This is a genomic window from Terrimonas ferruginea DSM 30193 (assembly GCF_000425585.1).
In the GTDB taxonomy this organism is placed as follows: Bacteria; Bacteroidota; Bacteroidia; order Chitinophagales; family Chitinophagaceae; genus Terrimonas; species Terrimonas ferruginea.
On record NZ_KE384399.1, the window covers coordinates 366,578 to 381,784 of the forward strand.

Annotated in this window: 14 protein-coding genes; 10 read left to right on the forward strand and 4 right to left on the reverse strand. The window is 49.9% G+C overall.

Going from position 1 to position 15,207, the window contains the following annotated elements; translation table 11 throughout:
* Positions 1-69: 69 nt before the first annotated feature.
* From H608_RS0116160 to H608_RS0116175, 4 genes are read right to left on the reverse strand one after another with little or no spacing between them, the layout of a single operon-like run.
* Positions 70-885, reverse strand: coding sequence for an AraC family transcriptional regulator (locus H608_RS0116160; RefSeq protein ID WP_028788593.1), 816 nt, complete (start codon positions 883-885; stop codon positions 70-72).
* On the reverse strand, positions 885-1,409 hold the full coding sequence (gene cyaB, locus H608_RS0116165; protein ID WP_028788594.1) for a class IV adenylate cyclase: 525 nt from the start codon (positions 1,407-1,409) through the stop codon (positions 885-887). The genes H608_RS0116160 and cyaB overlap by 1 nt, the downstream gene beginning before the upstream one ends.
* Before the next feature lie 41 nt (positions 1,410-1,450).
* Positions 1,451-2,560 (reverse strand): carboxylate-amine ligase, encoded by a 1,110-nt coding sequence (locus tag H608_RS0116170; RefSeq protein WP_028788595.1) that lies wholly within the window; start codon positions 2,558-2,560, stop codon positions 1,451-1,453.
* Between the two features lie 45 nt (positions 2,561-2,605).
* Positions 2,606-3,559 (reverse strand): ATP-grasp domain-containing protein, encoded by a 954-nt coding sequence (locus H608_RS0116175; RefSeq protein ID WP_028788596.1) that lies wholly within the window; start codon positions 3,557-3,559, stop codon positions 2,606-2,608.
* A gap of 163 nt (positions 3,560-3,722) precedes the next feature.
* On the opposite strand from H608_RS0116175, the gene H608_RS0116190 reads away from it, so the two are divergent.
* The 10 genes from H608_RS0116190 (at position 3,723) to H608_RS0116235 (ending at position 15,190) form a co-directional block, all read left to right on the forward strand.
* On the forward strand, positions 3,723-4,538 hold the full coding sequence (locus tag H608_RS0116190) for an alpha/beta hydrolase (RefSeq protein WP_028788597.1): 816 nt from the start codon (positions 3,723-3,725) through the stop codon (positions 4,536-4,538).
* A 367-nt stretch (positions 4,539-4,905) separates the two neighbouring features.
* Positions 4,906-5,088 (forward strand): hypothetical protein, encoded by a 183-nt coding sequence (locus H608_RS24450; protein WP_155990209.1) that lies wholly within the window; start codon positions 4,906-4,908, stop codon positions 5,086-5,088.
* 18 nt (positions 5,089-5,106) lie between these two features.
* On the forward strand, positions 5,107-5,559 hold the full coding sequence (locus H608_RS0116200) for a MaoC family dehydratase (RefSeq protein WP_028788598.1): 453 nt from the start codon (positions 5,107-5,109) through the stop codon (positions 5,557-5,559).
* Positions 5,556-6,707, forward strand: a complete 1,152-nt coding sequence (locus tag H608_RS0116205; protein ID WP_028788599.1) for an ABC transporter substrate-binding protein — start codon at positions 5,556-5,558, stop codon at positions 6,705-6,707. The genes H608_RS0116200 and H608_RS0116205 overlap by 4 nt, the downstream gene beginning before the upstream one ends.
* A complete protein-coding gene (locus H608_RS0116210) occupies positions 6,704-7,849 on the forward strand; it encodes a CaiB/BaiF CoA transferase family protein (RefSeq protein ID WP_028788600.1) in 1,146 nt (381 codons plus the stop codon). The genes H608_RS0116205 and H608_RS0116210 overlap by 4 nt, the downstream gene beginning before the upstream one ends.
* Positions 7,850-7,852: 3 nt before the next feature.
* On the forward strand, positions 7,853-9,022 hold the full coding sequence (locus H608_RS0116215) for a CaiB/BaiF CoA transferase family protein (RefSeq protein ID WP_028788601.1): 1,170 nt from the start codon (positions 7,853-7,855) through the stop codon (positions 9,020-9,022).
* Position 9,023: 1 nt separating this feature from the next.
* Positions 9,024-9,875: an amidohydrolase family protein gene (locus H608_RS0116220; RefSeq protein WP_028788602.1), complete on the forward strand. Its 852-nt coding sequence runs from the start codon at positions 9,024-9,026 to the stop codon at positions 9,873-9,875.
* A gap of 18 nt (positions 9,876-9,893) precedes the next feature.
* A complete protein-coding gene (locus H608_RS0116225) occupies positions 9,894-10,937 on the forward strand; it encodes an L-rhamnose/proton symporter RhaT (RefSeq protein ID WP_028788603.1) in 1,044 nt (347 codons plus the stop codon).
* Positions 10,938-10,943: 6 nt separating this feature from the next.
* Positions 10,944-12,005: a Gfo/Idh/MocA family protein gene (locus tag H608_RS0116230; RefSeq protein ID WP_028788604.1), complete on the forward strand. Its 1,062-nt coding sequence runs from the start codon at positions 10,944-10,946 to the stop codon at positions 12,003-12,005.
* A 104-nt stretch (positions 12,006-12,109) separates the two neighbouring features.
* On the forward strand, positions 12,110-15,190 hold the full coding sequence (locus H608_RS0116235; protein WP_028788605.1) for a SusC/RagA family TonB-linked outer membrane protein: 3,081 nt from the start codon (positions 12,110-12,112) through the stop codon (positions 15,188-15,190).
* Positions 15,191-15,207: the final 17 nt, after the last annotated feature.

A 15,207-nucleotide genomic window follows, 5' to 3' on the forward strand; every position in this document is an offset into this window, starting at 1 on the left:
AGAATCCCGCGGTTTGACGATACAAAGTTGGGATAAGTGCAGGCCGGAACCTTGTAAAAAAAGGACAAATCAACGGAACGCGGCGGCCGGTGTATTACCGAACAGCGTTTTGAATTCCTTGATGAAGTGTGCCTGGTCGTAGTAGCCGGCAGTAAAGAAAATCTTGTTTTTCCGAAGACTTTCAGCGGATGGTTTTGCCTGGAGAATATGTTGAAAGCGTACGATCTTACTGAATGTTTTTGGACTGTCGCCAATGTATTCATCAAATAATCTTCTTAGTTGACGGGGGCTGACGCCGGTGCCCAGATCCTGGTTGAGGGAGGCTGTTCCCTGCGCACGCAAAATGAGGTGAACGGCTTCATAAAAACGGTTATCGGGCTGCCGCGCCGGATGGGCCAATGCTGTAAGAAACAGTTTATCAAAAATGGAGGAAACGTCATCGAGGCCGGCCGTTATTGCATTGATCAAAGCAATGCTTTTGCTCAACGCAGGCACCACATTTTCCAGTGCTTCAAAACGGTTGGTCAGCGCTGCCGCTTTGATGCCATATAAAAGCGGGAACGCACCCGGCAGAAACCGCACACCGATATAATGAAACACATCCGGCAGGGGGAATTCGGTATAGCTGCTCGAAAATCCCATGATATAGGGTTGGTCCGGGTGCGCCGTTTCAAAGAAAATATCCATGCAGCCATCGGCTACCACGCGATAGTGAAAGGCAGTGTCAAGTGGTGCAAGGGTTTTTAATTCCCAATAGCAATAAATCCAATTTTGCAGGTCCTTGTGGGGAAGCACTTCACGATACAATACCTGTCCTTCCGATCCGCGCGTGGTTGGTTGCAGCGGACGGAAGAGCGTACGTATATCCGGAAGAGGCGACAACATCAGGCGGTTGTTTGTTGCAGCAGCAGGTCACTGTAAGAAACACGGATATGATCTTCGGGTTGTATGCCGAAAAAGCTGATGTAATGATCGCATTGTGCTTTCAGTTTGTCAACGCCAATCGATCCGTCCTGGTCAATGGCTTCCGCCTCGATGAAGGTGCCGAGCCCGTTTACAGTATCGAAATGAAACTTCACATTTTCCACGAAATAAATACGGCGGCGCTTCTCCACGATCACCTTGATGCCGTGTACTTTTTCCAGGATGGCTTTCAGCGATTCGTCGGGCTGATGTTTGTACAACAGGATGTTCGCCTGTTTGGCGCCGGCTTCATCCGGGCGGTCATACCAGATGAGGGCATTTTCAATATTGCCTTCGCGCAGTTTGAGTCGCCCCGTTGTTACGTTGTAATAGGTATCCTTTTGCAGGTCTTCACCGGCAAAACGCGGAGCGAGTGTTTGCAGTTTGGTTTCGTGAACAGTGGTATCGTTTACCCGGGCCTTGAATTCAATATTGGTAAGGGACATAATTGCGGTATTGTTCCTCAAAGGTACAGAATACCCATTTTTCAGAGGCCTTCCAGAAAGTTATCTGTGATATAATCCACTACTGACGACAGGTTGCGTGTTTCTTCAAATACGGCCAGTTGCCTGTCGGCGCCGGTGCCGTTTTCGAGGATCTTATGTACATTTTCCACGCGATGACGGCTGCCGAGATGGTCCAGCACCGGATCGATGAAGTCGAGCAGTTCATAGATCAGGGCGCGCGTGTTTACTTCCTCTTCTTTACCAAAGTCGATCAGGTAACCGTCGATGCCATAGCGGCTTGCGCGCCATTTGTTTTCATTGATCAACGGCCGTGAATACTGGATGAAGTTGAGATTCTTGTGCCGCAGCATATAGATGCGTGCACACACGGCCTGGAACAGTGCCGCCATGGAAATAGTTTCGTCCACGGTCATCGGTATGTCGCAGATGCGGAACTCAACGGTGTTGAAGAATGGATGTACGCGCAGGTCCCACCAGATCTTTTTCGCATTGTCGATACAATTCGTTTTGATCAGCATCTTCACGTAGTTGTCGTACGCTTCAATGCTTTCGAATGCATCGGGAATACCGGTGCGGGGAAATTTATCAAACACTTTTGTGCGGAAAGATTTATACCCGGTGGTACGTCCTTCCCAGAAAGGGGAGTTGGTGCTGAGCGCATAGATATGCGGCAGGAAGTAACGGGTGGAATTGGCAATGTGATTGGCCATTTCCCGCGTTTCCATTCCTACGTGTACGTGTAAACCAAAAATGAGGTTGCTGCGCGCCGCCTCCTGCAATTCATTCACGATTTCGCTGTAGCGTATGTGGTCGGTGATGAGCTGACTTTCCCAATGGCTGAAAGGGTGCGTACCCGATGCGCCCATCTTCAGGTCCAGCGACTCCGCGATACCGGAAATGGTTTTGCGGAGCAGTGCCACATCTTTGTAGGCTTCGTCCACATCCTGGCAGATATCGGTGCCCACTTCCACTACGGCCTGGTGCATTTCTGCTTTTACTTTGTCCTTGATCACTTTTTGTCCTTCATGCACAATCCGCTGTTCATGGCTTTTGAGCTCACGTGTCACCGGATCGAGGACCATATATTCCTCTTCAACGCCGAGGGTAAAGCTTTTATAGTTAAGCACCATTGGTGGTAAGTATTGTGTTTTTCTTCAAACAGTTGTTTGTTGTGATTAAACGAGCGACAGTTTATTGCTGCTACGTTTTACGTATTGTCCCCAGGTGAGGTTGTCTTTGCCTTCTTCTGCTGTCTGTGCTTTTTCGATGGCATAATTAGCAGCGGTTTCCACTACCCATTCGAAGTTCTCTTCACCTACGCTGGCTTTGTCGGCATCCGGTGCAGGGTTGCAGAAGTCGATGGCATAGGGCACTCCGTTCCGCAGTGCCAACTCTACGGTATTGAAATCATATCCGAGGTATTGATTGATGCGCAATACGATGTCGGTCATTTCCTGCAATTTCTCGGGTGTGGGAGAGAAGTCGGCTACATAACGCAGATGATGCGGGTTGCGCGGCTCATAAGGCATGATGCGAACGTGTTTGCCGCCGATACAATAGCAGCGGTAATATTCTTCGAAAACAATTTCTTCCTGCAGCAGCATTACGAGTTGACCCGTTTCGCTGTGTTTCTGGAAAAAATCATCCACGCTGTCGAGCCGGTAAACGTGTTTCCAGCCGCCGCCGGCAAAGGGTTTCATGTAAGCGGGGAAGCCGACGTATTTAAAAATGGAATCCCAGTCGAGCGGGTAAGCCAGGTTGCTGAAAGATTCATTACTGGTATCATCCGGCAGGTCGCGGGAAGGAATGATGGCGGTTTTGGGAACCGGCACACCCACCTGCGTCATCAGGCAGTTGTTGAAATATTTGTCATCGGCACTCCACCAGAAAGGGTTGTTGATAACGGCGGTGCCCGTAACGGCGGCATTTTTCAGCCAGGTGCGGTAAAAGGGGACATCCTGTGAAATGCGGTCAATGATCACGCTGTAACCACTGTGCACACCCTGCATCGCTTTATCGATGCGAACCGGTTCGGCGGTAATGCCTGCTATATTTTTACTGTTTACACGTGCTACGAAGGCTTCGGGGAAAGAACGTTCTTTGCCATGCAGAATTCCAATTTTCTTCATGAGATTGTTTTAAGGTAGTTGGTAAGATATTTTTCGCTCCCGAAGGGCGCGTAGTCAAGGGCTTTCCAAATATATTTTTTCAGCGTCAAAAAAACAAATAAGCTTCTGTGCTATTCGATTCATTTTGACTGATCGGAGGCATCAATTCCTTATTTTTGGCGCCATGCAACCTGAAAAAGTTTCCGGCGTACTGATAGAGCAACATATTATTCATTCGGATTATCTTGGAAAAGAACTGACCATTGATTTCTTTCTTCCCCGTAATGTGGCGGAACCCGAGAACATGAGCCTGCTGCTACTCAATGACGGGCAGCAGTCGGAAGAACTTGGATTGAAAACGATCTTCAACGAAGGCTACGCTTCGCAGTCGATAAGACCGGTACTGTGCGCGGCCATTCATACCGACAAAGACCGCAAATTCGATTACGGCGTTGCCGGTTACCCCGACTACCTCGACCGGGGCAATAAAGCCGCTCTTTATACCTCTTTTATAATTGAGGAATTGCTGCCGTTTATCAGCGATACCTATAAAGTATACAAATTCCGCGAGAGGGCCTTTGCTGGTTTTTCGCTTGGCGGACTTACGGCGCTCGACATAGTATGGAACCATCCCGAGCTTTTTAGCACGGCGGGTGTGTTCTCCGGGTCGCTGTGGTGGCGCAGCGTCGATCAGGAAGACCCTGTCTACAGCGATGACAAACACCGCATCATGCACCAGGTGATACGCGCCGGCACCTACCATCCCGGCCAGCGCTTTTTCTTTCAATGTGGCATATTGGATGAAACGATGGACCGCAACAACAATGGCATCATCGATTCCATCGACGATACGCAGGACCTGATCCGCGAATTGGAGAATAAAGGCTATGACCGCGAAAAAGATATTTTTTATTTAGAAATGGCCGACGGCAAACATGATATTCCTACCTGGAGCCGGGCCTTGCCGGTTTTTCTGCAATGGGAATGGGGAGTGAGGTAGACGGCATAAGGCCCGACACTTCGGGCCGAAGTTTCGGCCTAAGGTGTAAGGTATAAGGTGTAAGGTTTGAGGCTTAGGACTTTGGTGCCCGAGGCCGATACTTCGGCTTCTCGAAGCTACAGTCGTAGTAAGTAATAACTAATTCTTTGCGCCTTTGCGTGAAATCAGATGGCAAGTCCATTCGCGCTTTCTTTCACTCCCGAGGCTTCGGGATGACGATTCATGATCGCTATTCACTCCTCAGGAAAATAATCCATCAAGATAGTAAAACCTGCCATTGAACACCCTGGCGCACCAGACTAATTTAAAGTTTTGGTTTTGAGACCCTTTTCCGTCTTTTTGTCACTAACGATTGTAAAGGAAAAATATGCACAGGGATAGCAATTTGCCATTTGAAATGCCCGCCATCGCCGGACATCTTCCGGTCAATTCGGCAGCCGATCCGGCGTTTCTTCCCGTACGTATCATTCGTTTACTCGATCAGCAGGGCGGTATGTCTTTTCCCGGCATACAGGGGCCTCCTGTTTTTCATGATCATATTAACCGATAAACGACTGCACCTTAACCTATGTTTGTCCGAAAGTATTTTGAAGCGTTTGAAGTGGGTGAACAGCGCCGTACCACCGGCCGTACCATCACCGAAACAGATATTGTTGTGCATGCCGGCCAATCCGGCGATTTCTTTCCACATCACATGGATGAAGAATGGTGCAAGACCCAGCCATTCGGCAAAAGAATTGCCCATGGCACATTGATCTTCACCGTGGCCGTCGGCCTCACCGCCGATCACATCAACGAAGTATCCATGACCTATGGTTACGAACGCCTGCGTTTCGTTAAACCCGTTTTTATCGGCGATACCATTCGTGTAACCGTTACCATCAAGGATAAAAAAGATCACAAAAAACCCGCATACGGACTGGTCACCGAGCTCGTGGAATGTTTTAATCAACATGGTGACCTCGTAATGTTGTGCGAACATTTACTGCTGGTCAGCCGACAAAATTCACCGGCCGCATGAGTAGGATTCAGTTAAAAGGAATTACCTGGGGACACAGCCGTGGCATTACGCCGCTGCTGGCATTGGCACAGCGGTACAACGAACTGCATCCCGATGTGGAAATATCCTGGCGCAAGCGCACCTTGCAGGAGTTCGCCGATTTTCCCATAGAAAAATTGACGGAAGAATATGACCTGCTGATCATAGATCACCCCTGGGTAGGATGCGCGGCGGCAACCAATTGCGTGCTTGATCTTTCGCAACATCTTTCAAAAGCCTATCTCGCCGAACAGGAAGCGCATTCCGTAGGTTACGCTCATCTCAGTTATGCATACGGCGGTGGTCAATGGGCCCTCGCTATTGATGCGGCAACGCCCGTTGCCAGTTACCGCGCCGACCTGATCGGCACAGATATTCCCCAAAAATGGGAGGACGTATTATCGCTGGCGAGAAAAGGAAAAGTAGCCGTTGCCGCTATTCCCATCGATATACTGATGAATTTTTACACCTTCTGCATCGCCCTGGGAGAAAAACCTTTTCAACGCGAAGACGAAGTGGTGAGCGCCGCCATTGGCAAACAGGCCATCGAAACCATGAAAGAATTATACGGCGTCATCGATCGCCGTCTTTTTCAATTTAATCCCATTGCCGTTGCCGAGTGGATGAGTTCCTCCAATGAAATATGGTATTGCCCGTTTGCCTACGGGTATTCCAATTATTCACGTACGGGCTATGCAAAATATTTACTGCATTATACCGATGTTGTCAGCTTTGATAATACGCCTTTGCTGACAACAGTTGGTGGCACGGGCTTGTCTGTTTCCGCTTTCAGCAGGCATAAAGAAGCCGCGCTTGATTTTACACAGTGGGCCGTATCACCGCTTTGCCAGCAGACAATGTATGTACAGCACGGCGGCCAGCCCGGACATTTGCTGGCATGGCAGGATCCGCTTGCCAATCAATTGACCCACGATTATTTCACCAATACATTGCCGACGTTGCAACGGGGTTATATCCGCCCGCGCTACAATGGTTACCTGCATTTCCAGGACCACGCCGGCGATCCGTTGCAGCAATGTTTGCAGCACAACGGCAATCCTGCAGATGCATTGGAGAAGATCAACAATATTTACCGCGAAAGTTTAAAAGCCGAGAAACAATTAATATGAACCCGCGACCCTTAGATGGACTTGTTGTACTGGAGTTCAGCCAGTATTTGTCGGCGCCCTCCGCGGGGCTCCGCCTGGCTGATCTTGGCGCAAGGGTGATAAAAATAGAACGTCCCGGTACCGGTGACGCAGGCCGCAAACTGGCCATTAAAAATTTATGGGCAGATGACAATTCCCTGCTCTTCCATACCATCAACCGGAACAAAGAAAGTTTTACCGCCAACCTGAAAGATCCCGAAGAACTGGCGCTGGTACAAAAGCTGATACAAAAAGCTGATGTGCTCATTCATAATTTCCGTCCGGGTGTAATGGAAAAAACAGGATTGGGGTATGATGCATTGTCTGCATTAAACCCGCGGCTCATTTATGCAGAAATTTCCGGGTACGGTAACGCCGGTCCCTGGAAAAATAAACCCGGCCAGGATTTATTATTGCAGTCACTCACAGGACTCACCTATACTACAGGTGACGCAGATCAGCAACCGGTGCCTTTTGGTATTGCCATTGCCGATATTCTGTGTGGTGCACAACTGGTGCAGGGTATTCTTGCAGCACTCATCCGCCGGCAGAAGAACGGCCAGGGCGCGCTGATACAGGCAAGCCTGATGGAATCCTTACTCGATTTTCAGTTTGAATTACTCACCACTTATTATGCGGATGGTCGTCAGCCGCAAAGAAGTGCTGTTAACAACGGGCATACTTTATTGAGTGCGCCCTATGGTTTATACCGCACGGCAGATGGTTATCTCGCTTTGGCCATGATGGATATCCAGGTAATGGGAGAGGCGCTGGAACACCCGCCGTTACTGCGTTTCAATGGCAACCAGGTTTTCAGTGAAAGAGACAGTATCAAGCAGGAGATTGCCACGCTACTGGCAACAAAACCCACCGCATACTGGTTACAAAAGTTGCAGGCACGCGGCCTCTGGGCAATGGAAGTGCTGAACTGGCAACAGATGCGCGAACACGACGCTTACAAAGCATTGGAGATGGAACAAACCGTGCATGCACTGGGAAAAGATTTTGTGACTACACGTTGTCCTGTGCGTATCGATGGTCAGCGTTTTACCTCTTCGCGTCCCGCTCCGCAATTAGGAGAACACCGCGATCGCATTATTGAAGAATTGATTAATCCGTCATAATCTATGCAGCTACTACAGGACATATTAGTTGTTGATTTCAGCCAGTTTCTTTCCGGTCCTTCGGCGAGTCTGCGACTGGCCGACATGGGAGCCGAGGTGATAAAAATCGAGCGGCCCGATGGCGGTGATATTTGCCGTCAGCTCTATGTTTCGGATGTGAAAATAGAAGGCGAATCAACCATTTTTCACGCCATCAACCGCAATAAAAAAAGTCTTGCGGCCGATCTCAAAAATCCGCACGACCTGGAAAAAATAAAAGAACTGATCCGCCAGGCCGACGTGGTGATGCATAATTTCAGACCCGGCGTCATGGAACGCATCGGCCTGGATTATGCGACCGTTCGCCAATTAAATCCTGCCGTGGTGTATGCCGAGGTGAACGGCTACGGCGAAGAAGGTCCATGGAAAGACCTGCCGGGCCAGGACCTGCTGCTGCAGGCCGTTTCAGGACTGGCCTGGTTGAGCAACGACCAGCAACGTCCGCCTACACCAATGGGTGTGGCGGTGGTGGATATTATGGCGGGTACGCACCTCACGCAAGGCATTCTTACGGCGCTTTATCGCCGTGGCGTCAGCGGCGAAGGCGGACTGGTACAGGTAAGTATGTTTGAAAGTATTCTTGATTTTCAATTTGAAGTGCTCACCTGTCACTACAATGATGGGCATGAATTGCCTGTCCGCAGCGCTGTTAACAGCGGACATGCTTATATTGCGGCCCCTTACGGCATTTACCGGACGGCCGACGGCTACCTGGCATTGGCAATGGGAAACATATTGGTGCTCGGTGAATTGCTCGGATGTACGCCACTCGCCGCCTTCACGGACTCGCGGGACTGGTTCAGCAAACGGGATACCATTAAACAACTACTCGCGGATCATCTGCAAACGGGCACAACGGCCGCATGGCTTACGATCCTTGAAAAAGCAGATATCTGGTGCGCACCGGTAATCAACTATGATGAACTGGTAAAACAGGAGGGGTATAAATTACTGGAGATGGAGATAACCGTACAAACCTCCAATGGCCTGGCCATCCGCACCACCCGCTGCCCGATCCGCGTGGATGGGATGCGTCTTACGGCAACACAGGGCGCACCCATGCTCGGAGAGCACACCGACGAAATAGAACACCAATACGGACTGACACCAAAATTGCAGTCAGCCGTCAAATAACATGAGCGAACGCATTATCGATACACATCTGCATATATGGGACCTGCAACGGGCGGAGTATCCCTGGCTGTCCGGCGATACATCGATATTGAACCGTTCATATGCGATAGATGAAGTAGGAAAGGAACGTGAAGAAGCGGGTGTAACAGAAGCCATATTGGTACAGGCTTCGGGTAATGCGGAAGATACAGCGTTGATGTTTGAAGCGGCAGCCGCCAACGATTGGATCACCGGTGTGGTGGCCTGGTTGCCCTTGCAGCAACCGGAAAAGACCGCTGCTCAATTGGATTTGTACCGCAGGAATCCCTTGTTCAAAGGCGTACGCCACCAGATACACGACGAGCAGGATCCGCAATGGTTGCTGCAACCTGCCGTAATCGAAAGCCTGCAACTATTGGCAAAAGAAAATATTCCTTATGACCTGGTGGGTATCCGCGCTGAGCATATCAGTACGGCATTGGAGTTATCCGGGCGCGTACCCGGTCTGCGAATGATCTTCGATCATTTGAATCAACCACCGATCGCAAAAGGAGAGAAGTTTGGCGAGTGGGGACAGCTGATGCGCCAGGCAGCGGCACTCCCTCAGTTTCACGCCAAGATATCAGGACTGGGGACCACCGCCGGCCGTGGTAAAAACTGGTCAGCGGAGGATATCCGTCCTTACATAGCATTTATATTGGAGCATTTTGGCACCGGCCGTTGTATGCTCGGAGGAGATTGGCCTGTCGCATTGCTGGCAGGTTCTTATGCGCACACATGGTCGGTTTACCGCAGGTTGATAAATGAATTGTTGCCCGCACAGGAAGCAACAAAAATTTTCAGTGACAACGCGGCTGCTTTTTATGGTCTGTAAAACTGTTTGTTTAGCTATATGGAAGTAATGAATGGCATACTGTATCACGCAGTGGGAGCGTCTAGCGCTTCGTTGTGTTATACACCGCAGAAAAAAGTACGGCAGTGGTCCTGGCAGACTTACTGGCTGGCACAGGCCGCTATATGCTGGCTGGTTTTGCCTGTAGTAGTGGCATTCCTTACCATTCCCCATCTATCGGCAGTATTGGCTGAAGCTCCTTCATCGGCCATGTATCGGTCCTTTTTACTGGGCATGGCTTACGGCATAGGAGGTACTGCATTTGGTATCGCTATCCGTTATGTTGGTTTTTCTCTTACGTATGCTATTTCAGTTGGCATCAGTTGCGTATTGGGTACGCTGATACCACCCATCATGAATGGTTCTTTTTCACAGGTGATGGAAAGTAACGGCGCCACCAGCATTTTCAGTGGCGTCGCGATGGGCGCCTTAGGTATTGCGCTTTGTGGTATAGCCGGCCGCAGTAAAGAAAAAGACATAGAGAAAAAACAATCCGTTAAATCAGATTTCTCCCTTGCCAAAGGATTACCGCTTTGTCTCCTGGCAGGCGTATTGTCCGCCTTCTACAGTTTTTCACTGGATCAGGCAACGCCCATCGCCACGATTGCAGAACAACATGGCGCTGGCGGACTGAAAGAAAATGTCAAATATCTTTTTTCCAATACCGGTGCATTTGTAACAACGCTGTTGTATTGTGTTTACCTGCATATACGTAATCGCACCTGGAAGGAGTACCGTTCCGCAGGCAGCGGATTGGGCAAAAATTATGTCATGGCTATCCTGACCGGCGTGTTGTGGTACGGCCAGTTCTTTTTTTATGGATTGGGACATGTGCGCATGGAAGCGGGAGGTTATGGTTTTTCCAGTTGGGCAATTCACATGATCATGCTGGTATTATTCAGTTCCGTTGCGGGATTGTTATTGAAGGAATGGAAAGGATGCAGCACCCGCACCATCCGTTTGCTGATGCTGGCATTGGTGGTATTGGTAGCAGCGGTATTGCTGCTTACGTATGGTAACTATGAGGCCAGTCAGGCTAATTGATTTTTAATGTCGTTGACCAAAGATATAACGTATTCCATCCCTGTTTTTATAATAGGAGCCGGTGGCATCGTCAATGATGCGCACCTGCCCGCTTATAAGAAAGCCGGCTTTGCAGTGAGTGGTATTTATGATATTGATAAGGAAAAAGCACAGGCAACGGCCAATCGTTTTTCTATACAACATGTATATAACAGTATCGGAGAAATGGTGATCGCAGCCAATGAGCAGAAGGTGGTTTTTGATGTGGCGGTTCCCGGTAATGCCGTGCTGAAAGTATTGGAACAATTGCCTGACGGTGCGGCGGTGCTGATACAAAAGCCAATGGGCGAAACATTTGCCCAGGCATTGTCCATCCGTGAGTTGTGCCGGCGTAAACACCTGATTGCTGCCATCAATTTTCAATTGCGCTATGCGCCATTTGTTACGGTGGTGCGTGAGCGTATCAGGGAAGGCAAGCTCGGTACGTTGGCGGATATCGAGATCAATATCAATGTCTACACGCCCTGGGACCTGTGGGATTTTTTGTCCGGTGCACCGCGTGTAGAAATTCTTTATCATAGTATTCATTACATCGATCTTATCCGGAGTTTTTTGGGTAACCCGCGTTCCGTATACGCCCGCACTACGCGGCATCCCTCGCAACCTTCGCTCGCGGCCGTGCGCAGCGACATCATCCTGGACTATGGTGATTGGATCCGGGTGAGCATACATACCAATCATCAACATATGTATGGCGCGGAAGAACAGCAGTCTTATATAAAATGGGAGGGTACCGGGGGCGCTGCGAAGGTGGAATTGGGGGTATTGAAAAATTATCCCAATGGAGAACCGGACCGTTTGCGCGTCACAGACGGCCGGGATGGTCAGCCCAAAGAATGGAAGGATATTGCAACCGGAAGCTGGTTTCCCGACGCGTTTGCCGGTAGTATGGCGGAGTTGATGAAAGTGGTGATGGGCGAAAAAGACAGACCGGATCATTCCGTGGAAGATTGCATTCATACGATGGCCTGCGTCGAAGCGGCCTATCAGTCAAGTGACGCGGGAGGTATTCCTCCTCGTGTCGAATAAACCTGTAGACCTTAACCTTTTTGAAAATGTTTTCATCGCTTGCTTGGTAAAGCGGATGTTTTGCACATCCGGAAGGTTCTTATTTTCTTAAAAAAAAATGCCAGATGAAAAAACGATGCTCACTGCTTCGCACAGCCGTACTTGCCCTCGTACTGCTGATGACGCTTTCCGTCGCCTCCGCCCAGGAGCGAACGGTTTCAGGTACAGTTATTGACAGCGCCTCCGGGCAACCCATCCAGGGTGTCAATGTAACTGTCAAGGGTACAAACACCACTGTTACAACGAATCCAAACGGCGCCTTCTCCATCGTTGTGCCATCCACACAATCAGTATTGTCGTTTTCTTATGTGGGTTATTCCGCCACAGAAACGCCGGTGGGTACCAACACATTATTGGCGGTGGCCATGTCCGGTGCTTCCGGCAGCCTCAATGAAGTGGTGGTGATTGGTTACGGCTCGGTACGTAAACGGGACCTGACCGGTGCCGTTACCTCGCTCAAAGGCGATGTGATTACCCAAACACCCACCCACAACCCGCTCGAAGCGATCCAGGGACGTGCCGCCGGTATCGACCTTGTGCGTGCTTCCGGCGCGGCCGGCGCAGGCGTCAACATCAACGTCCGCGGTTTTAAATCCATTGCCGCCACGCGTTCAGACATGGACAAACGCAATGCTCCGCTCGTGATCATTGATGGTTTCCAGGGTGGCGACCTCTCTACGCTCAATGCCAACGACATCGAATCAATTGAAATCCTCCGCGATGCTTCATCGACGGCTATCTACGGTTCGCAGGGCGGTAACGGCGTTATCCTCGTTACTACCAAAAGAGGTGCGGCCGGTAAGATTAAAGTAAACTACGATGCTTATTATGGCATCAGCACGTTCATGTATCCCAAAGCCAGAACAGGCGAAGATTATATCAACCTGCGCAGACAGGCGTTCCGCACTACCGGCGATTGGGCCAGCCCAACAGACGATCCTATTCTTTTTGCCAATCTCGCAGGCGAATATGCAGCCTACCAGGCGGGTGATTGGGTAGACTGGATCGATCTGGTGAGCCGCGACGGCGCACAACAAAGCCACAATATCTCCATGACGAGCGGCACGGAAAAAACCAAGTTCTATGCTGCAGGCGGATACTTTAATGAAAAAGGTATGCTGCGTGGCAACGATTTCAAACGTTACAACATGCGCCTCAACGTTGATCAGACCTTGTCGAAAATTGCAAAGGCTGGTGTTACTTCACAGATCACTTACACCAACCTCAATAGCCGCCGCGATCCGCTCGGCACGGCCATGACCCTGCCTCCGCTGGGAAAACCTTTCAATGACGACGGCACTATCCGCCAGTTTCCGCTGGACAACGATACACGCATCAGCCCGCTGGCCGATGAAAAGAACGAATTCATTTCCCGCGATAACCTGATCCGTACCAACGTCGTTGCCGGAGCGTATGTAGAACTCACGCCCATCAAGGGTTTGAGCATCCGCAGTAACCTCGGCACTACCTTCAACTTCAGCCGCCGCGGTACTTACAACGATAAAACATCGCTGGCGCAAAAAGACAACCAGGTTTCCATCGCATCGCAGACCACCGGTTTCAGCCGTTTCCTCAACTGGGACAACGTGATCACGTATAACAAGAAAATCAACGATCACGCATTTACCGTTACCGGTATCACCAGCTATCTGCGCAATGACGAAGATCAGCTGACAGCTACCGGCCGCGGACAGATACTTGCTTCTCAAATCTATTATGGTCTGGCCTCCAGCAGCACGGCATTTGTCAGAGACATCTCCTCACCATTTGCCCGTTGGGAAAACATGGCCTACGCTGCCCGTCTCAATTATAGCTTCCGGGGTAAATACATTCTTTATTTGTCTGGTCGTTATGATGGTGCATCCCGCCTTTCTCCCGGCAATAAATGGGCATTCTTCCCTGCAGCCGGTCTTTCATGGAACGTAAGCGACGAAGCTTTCATGGAACGCATCAGTGTGATCTCCAATCTTAAGCTGCGCGCCACTTATGGTGTGAGCGGTAACTATAACATCGACGTGTACGGCACGCAGAGTGGACTTACTTATTCTGCACGTATGTCATTCGGTGAAGTGCCGGCACCTGCTTACCTGTTTAATACAACGGTAGGCAATCCCGATCTTGGCTGGGAAAAAACAGCTACGACCAACATCGGTCTTGACTTCGGTCTGTTTAAAAACCGGATCAGCGGTTCGATCGACGTATTCGATGCACGCACAACGGATATTCTGTACAAACGCGTATTACCACAATCTTCCGGCGTAACGGATGTATATGAAAACATTGCTGCTACCCGTAACCGTGGTATTGAAGTAATGGTCAATACCGAAAACATCAGCCGCAAAGATTTCACCTGGACATCCACCCTTACGTTCAGCAAGATCAAGCAGGAGATTTCCGATGTGATCGATGGAAGAAATATTATTCACCCGACGAACTCGGAGCGTGAATCGCTGCTGATCGGACGCCCGATCACTTCGTTCTACACATTTGTAAAAGACGGTATCTGGCAGGCGGACGAAGCGCAACAAGCGGCTGCACTGCGCTATGGCAGCGCAACAGGTAACACGTTCAAACCCGGTGATATCAAACTGCGCGATATTTCTGGTCCCAACGGCGTACCCGATGGCATCATCGATGCCACCTATGACCGCATGTATGTTGGCTCAACAGTTCCTGATTGGGTAGTGGGATTGCAGAATACCTTCCGTTATAAAAACCTCGATCTGGGCGTATTCCTGTTTATGCGTTGGGGACAAACGATCGATGCGGAATTCCTCGGACGTTATAACCCCGCAGGTACCGGTAACGGTCCCGCTATGATCAACTACTGGACACCGGAAAATCCAACCAATGATTTTCCCCGTCCGAGCCGCGGAGCCAACCTGATCAACTATGCCGGTTACCAGGCACTGACATTCGTAGACGGATCGTTCTTCAAAATCAAGAATGTGACACTCGGATACACACTGCCTGCCACCTGGACAAACAGCATCAAGATGGAGCGTATCCGCGTATATGCTACGGCATCGAACCTGGCCGTTTTTGCCAAAAGTCACCTGATCAAAGATTATGACCCCGAGCGTGGAGGAGCTGAATCCAATCCAATCGGCCGTCAATTCGTATTTGGTGTTAACGTAGGTTTTTAACGAAAAAAAATGTCAAC

What these genes read in the sequence shown, in the direction of transcription:
- H608_RS0116160 (WP_028788593.1), bottom strand. Translation starts at nt 885, where the DNA reads ATGTTGTCGCCTCTTCCGGATATACGTACGCTCTTCCGTCCGCTGCAA.
- cyaB (WP_028788594.1), bottom strand. Translation starts at nt 1,409, where the DNA reads ATGTCCCTTACCAATATTGAATTCAAGGCCCGGGTAAACGATACCACT.
- H608_RS0116170 (WP_028788595.1), bottom strand. Translation starts at nt 2,560, where the DNA reads ATGGTGCTTAACTATAAAAGCTTTACCCTCGGCGTTGAAGAGGAATAT.
- H608_RS0116175 (WP_028788596.1), bottom strand. Translation starts at nt 3,559, where the DNA reads ATGAAGAAAATTGGAATTCTGCATGGCAAAGAACGTTCTTTCCCCGAA.
- H608_RS0116190 (WP_028788597.1), top strand. Translation starts at nt 3,723, where the DNA reads ATGCAACCTGAAAAAGTTTCCGGCGTACTGATAGAGCAACATATTATT.
- H608_RS24450 (WP_155990209.1), top strand. Translation starts at nt 4,906, where the DNA reads ATGCACAGGGATAGCAATTTGCCATTTGAAATGCCCGCCATCGCCGGA.
- H608_RS0116200 (WP_028788598.1), top strand. Translation starts at nt 5,107, where the DNA reads ATGTTTGTCCGAAAGTATTTTGAAGCGTTTGAAGTGGGTGAACAGCGC.
- H608_RS0116205 (WP_028788599.1), top strand. Translation starts at nt 5,556, where the DNA reads ATGAGTAGGATTCAGTTAAAAGGAATTACCTGGGGACACAGCCGTGGC.
- H608_RS0116210 (WP_028788600.1), top strand. Translation starts at nt 6,704, where the DNA reads ATGAACCCGCGACCCTTAGATGGACTTGTTGTACTGGAGTTCAGCCAG.
- H608_RS0116215 (WP_028788601.1), top strand. Translation starts at nt 7,853, where the DNA reads ATGCAGCTACTACAGGACATATTAGTTGTTGATTTCAGCCAGTTTCTT.
- H608_RS0116220 (WP_028788602.1), top strand. Translation starts at nt 9,024, where the DNA reads ATGAGCGAACGCATTATCGATACACATCTGCATATATGGGACCTGCAA.
- H608_RS0116225 (WP_028788603.1), top strand. Translation starts at nt 9,894, where the DNA reads ATGGAAGTAATGAATGGCATACTGTATCACGCAGTGGGAGCGTCTAGC.
- H608_RS0116230 (WP_028788604.1), top strand. Translation starts at nt 10,944, where the DNA reads ATGTCGTTGACCAAAGATATAACGTATTCCATCCCTGTTTTTATAATA.
- H608_RS0116235 (WP_028788605.1), top strand. Translation starts at nt 12,110, where the DNA reads ATGAAAAAACGATGCTCACTGCTTCGCACAGCCGTACTTGCCCTCGTA.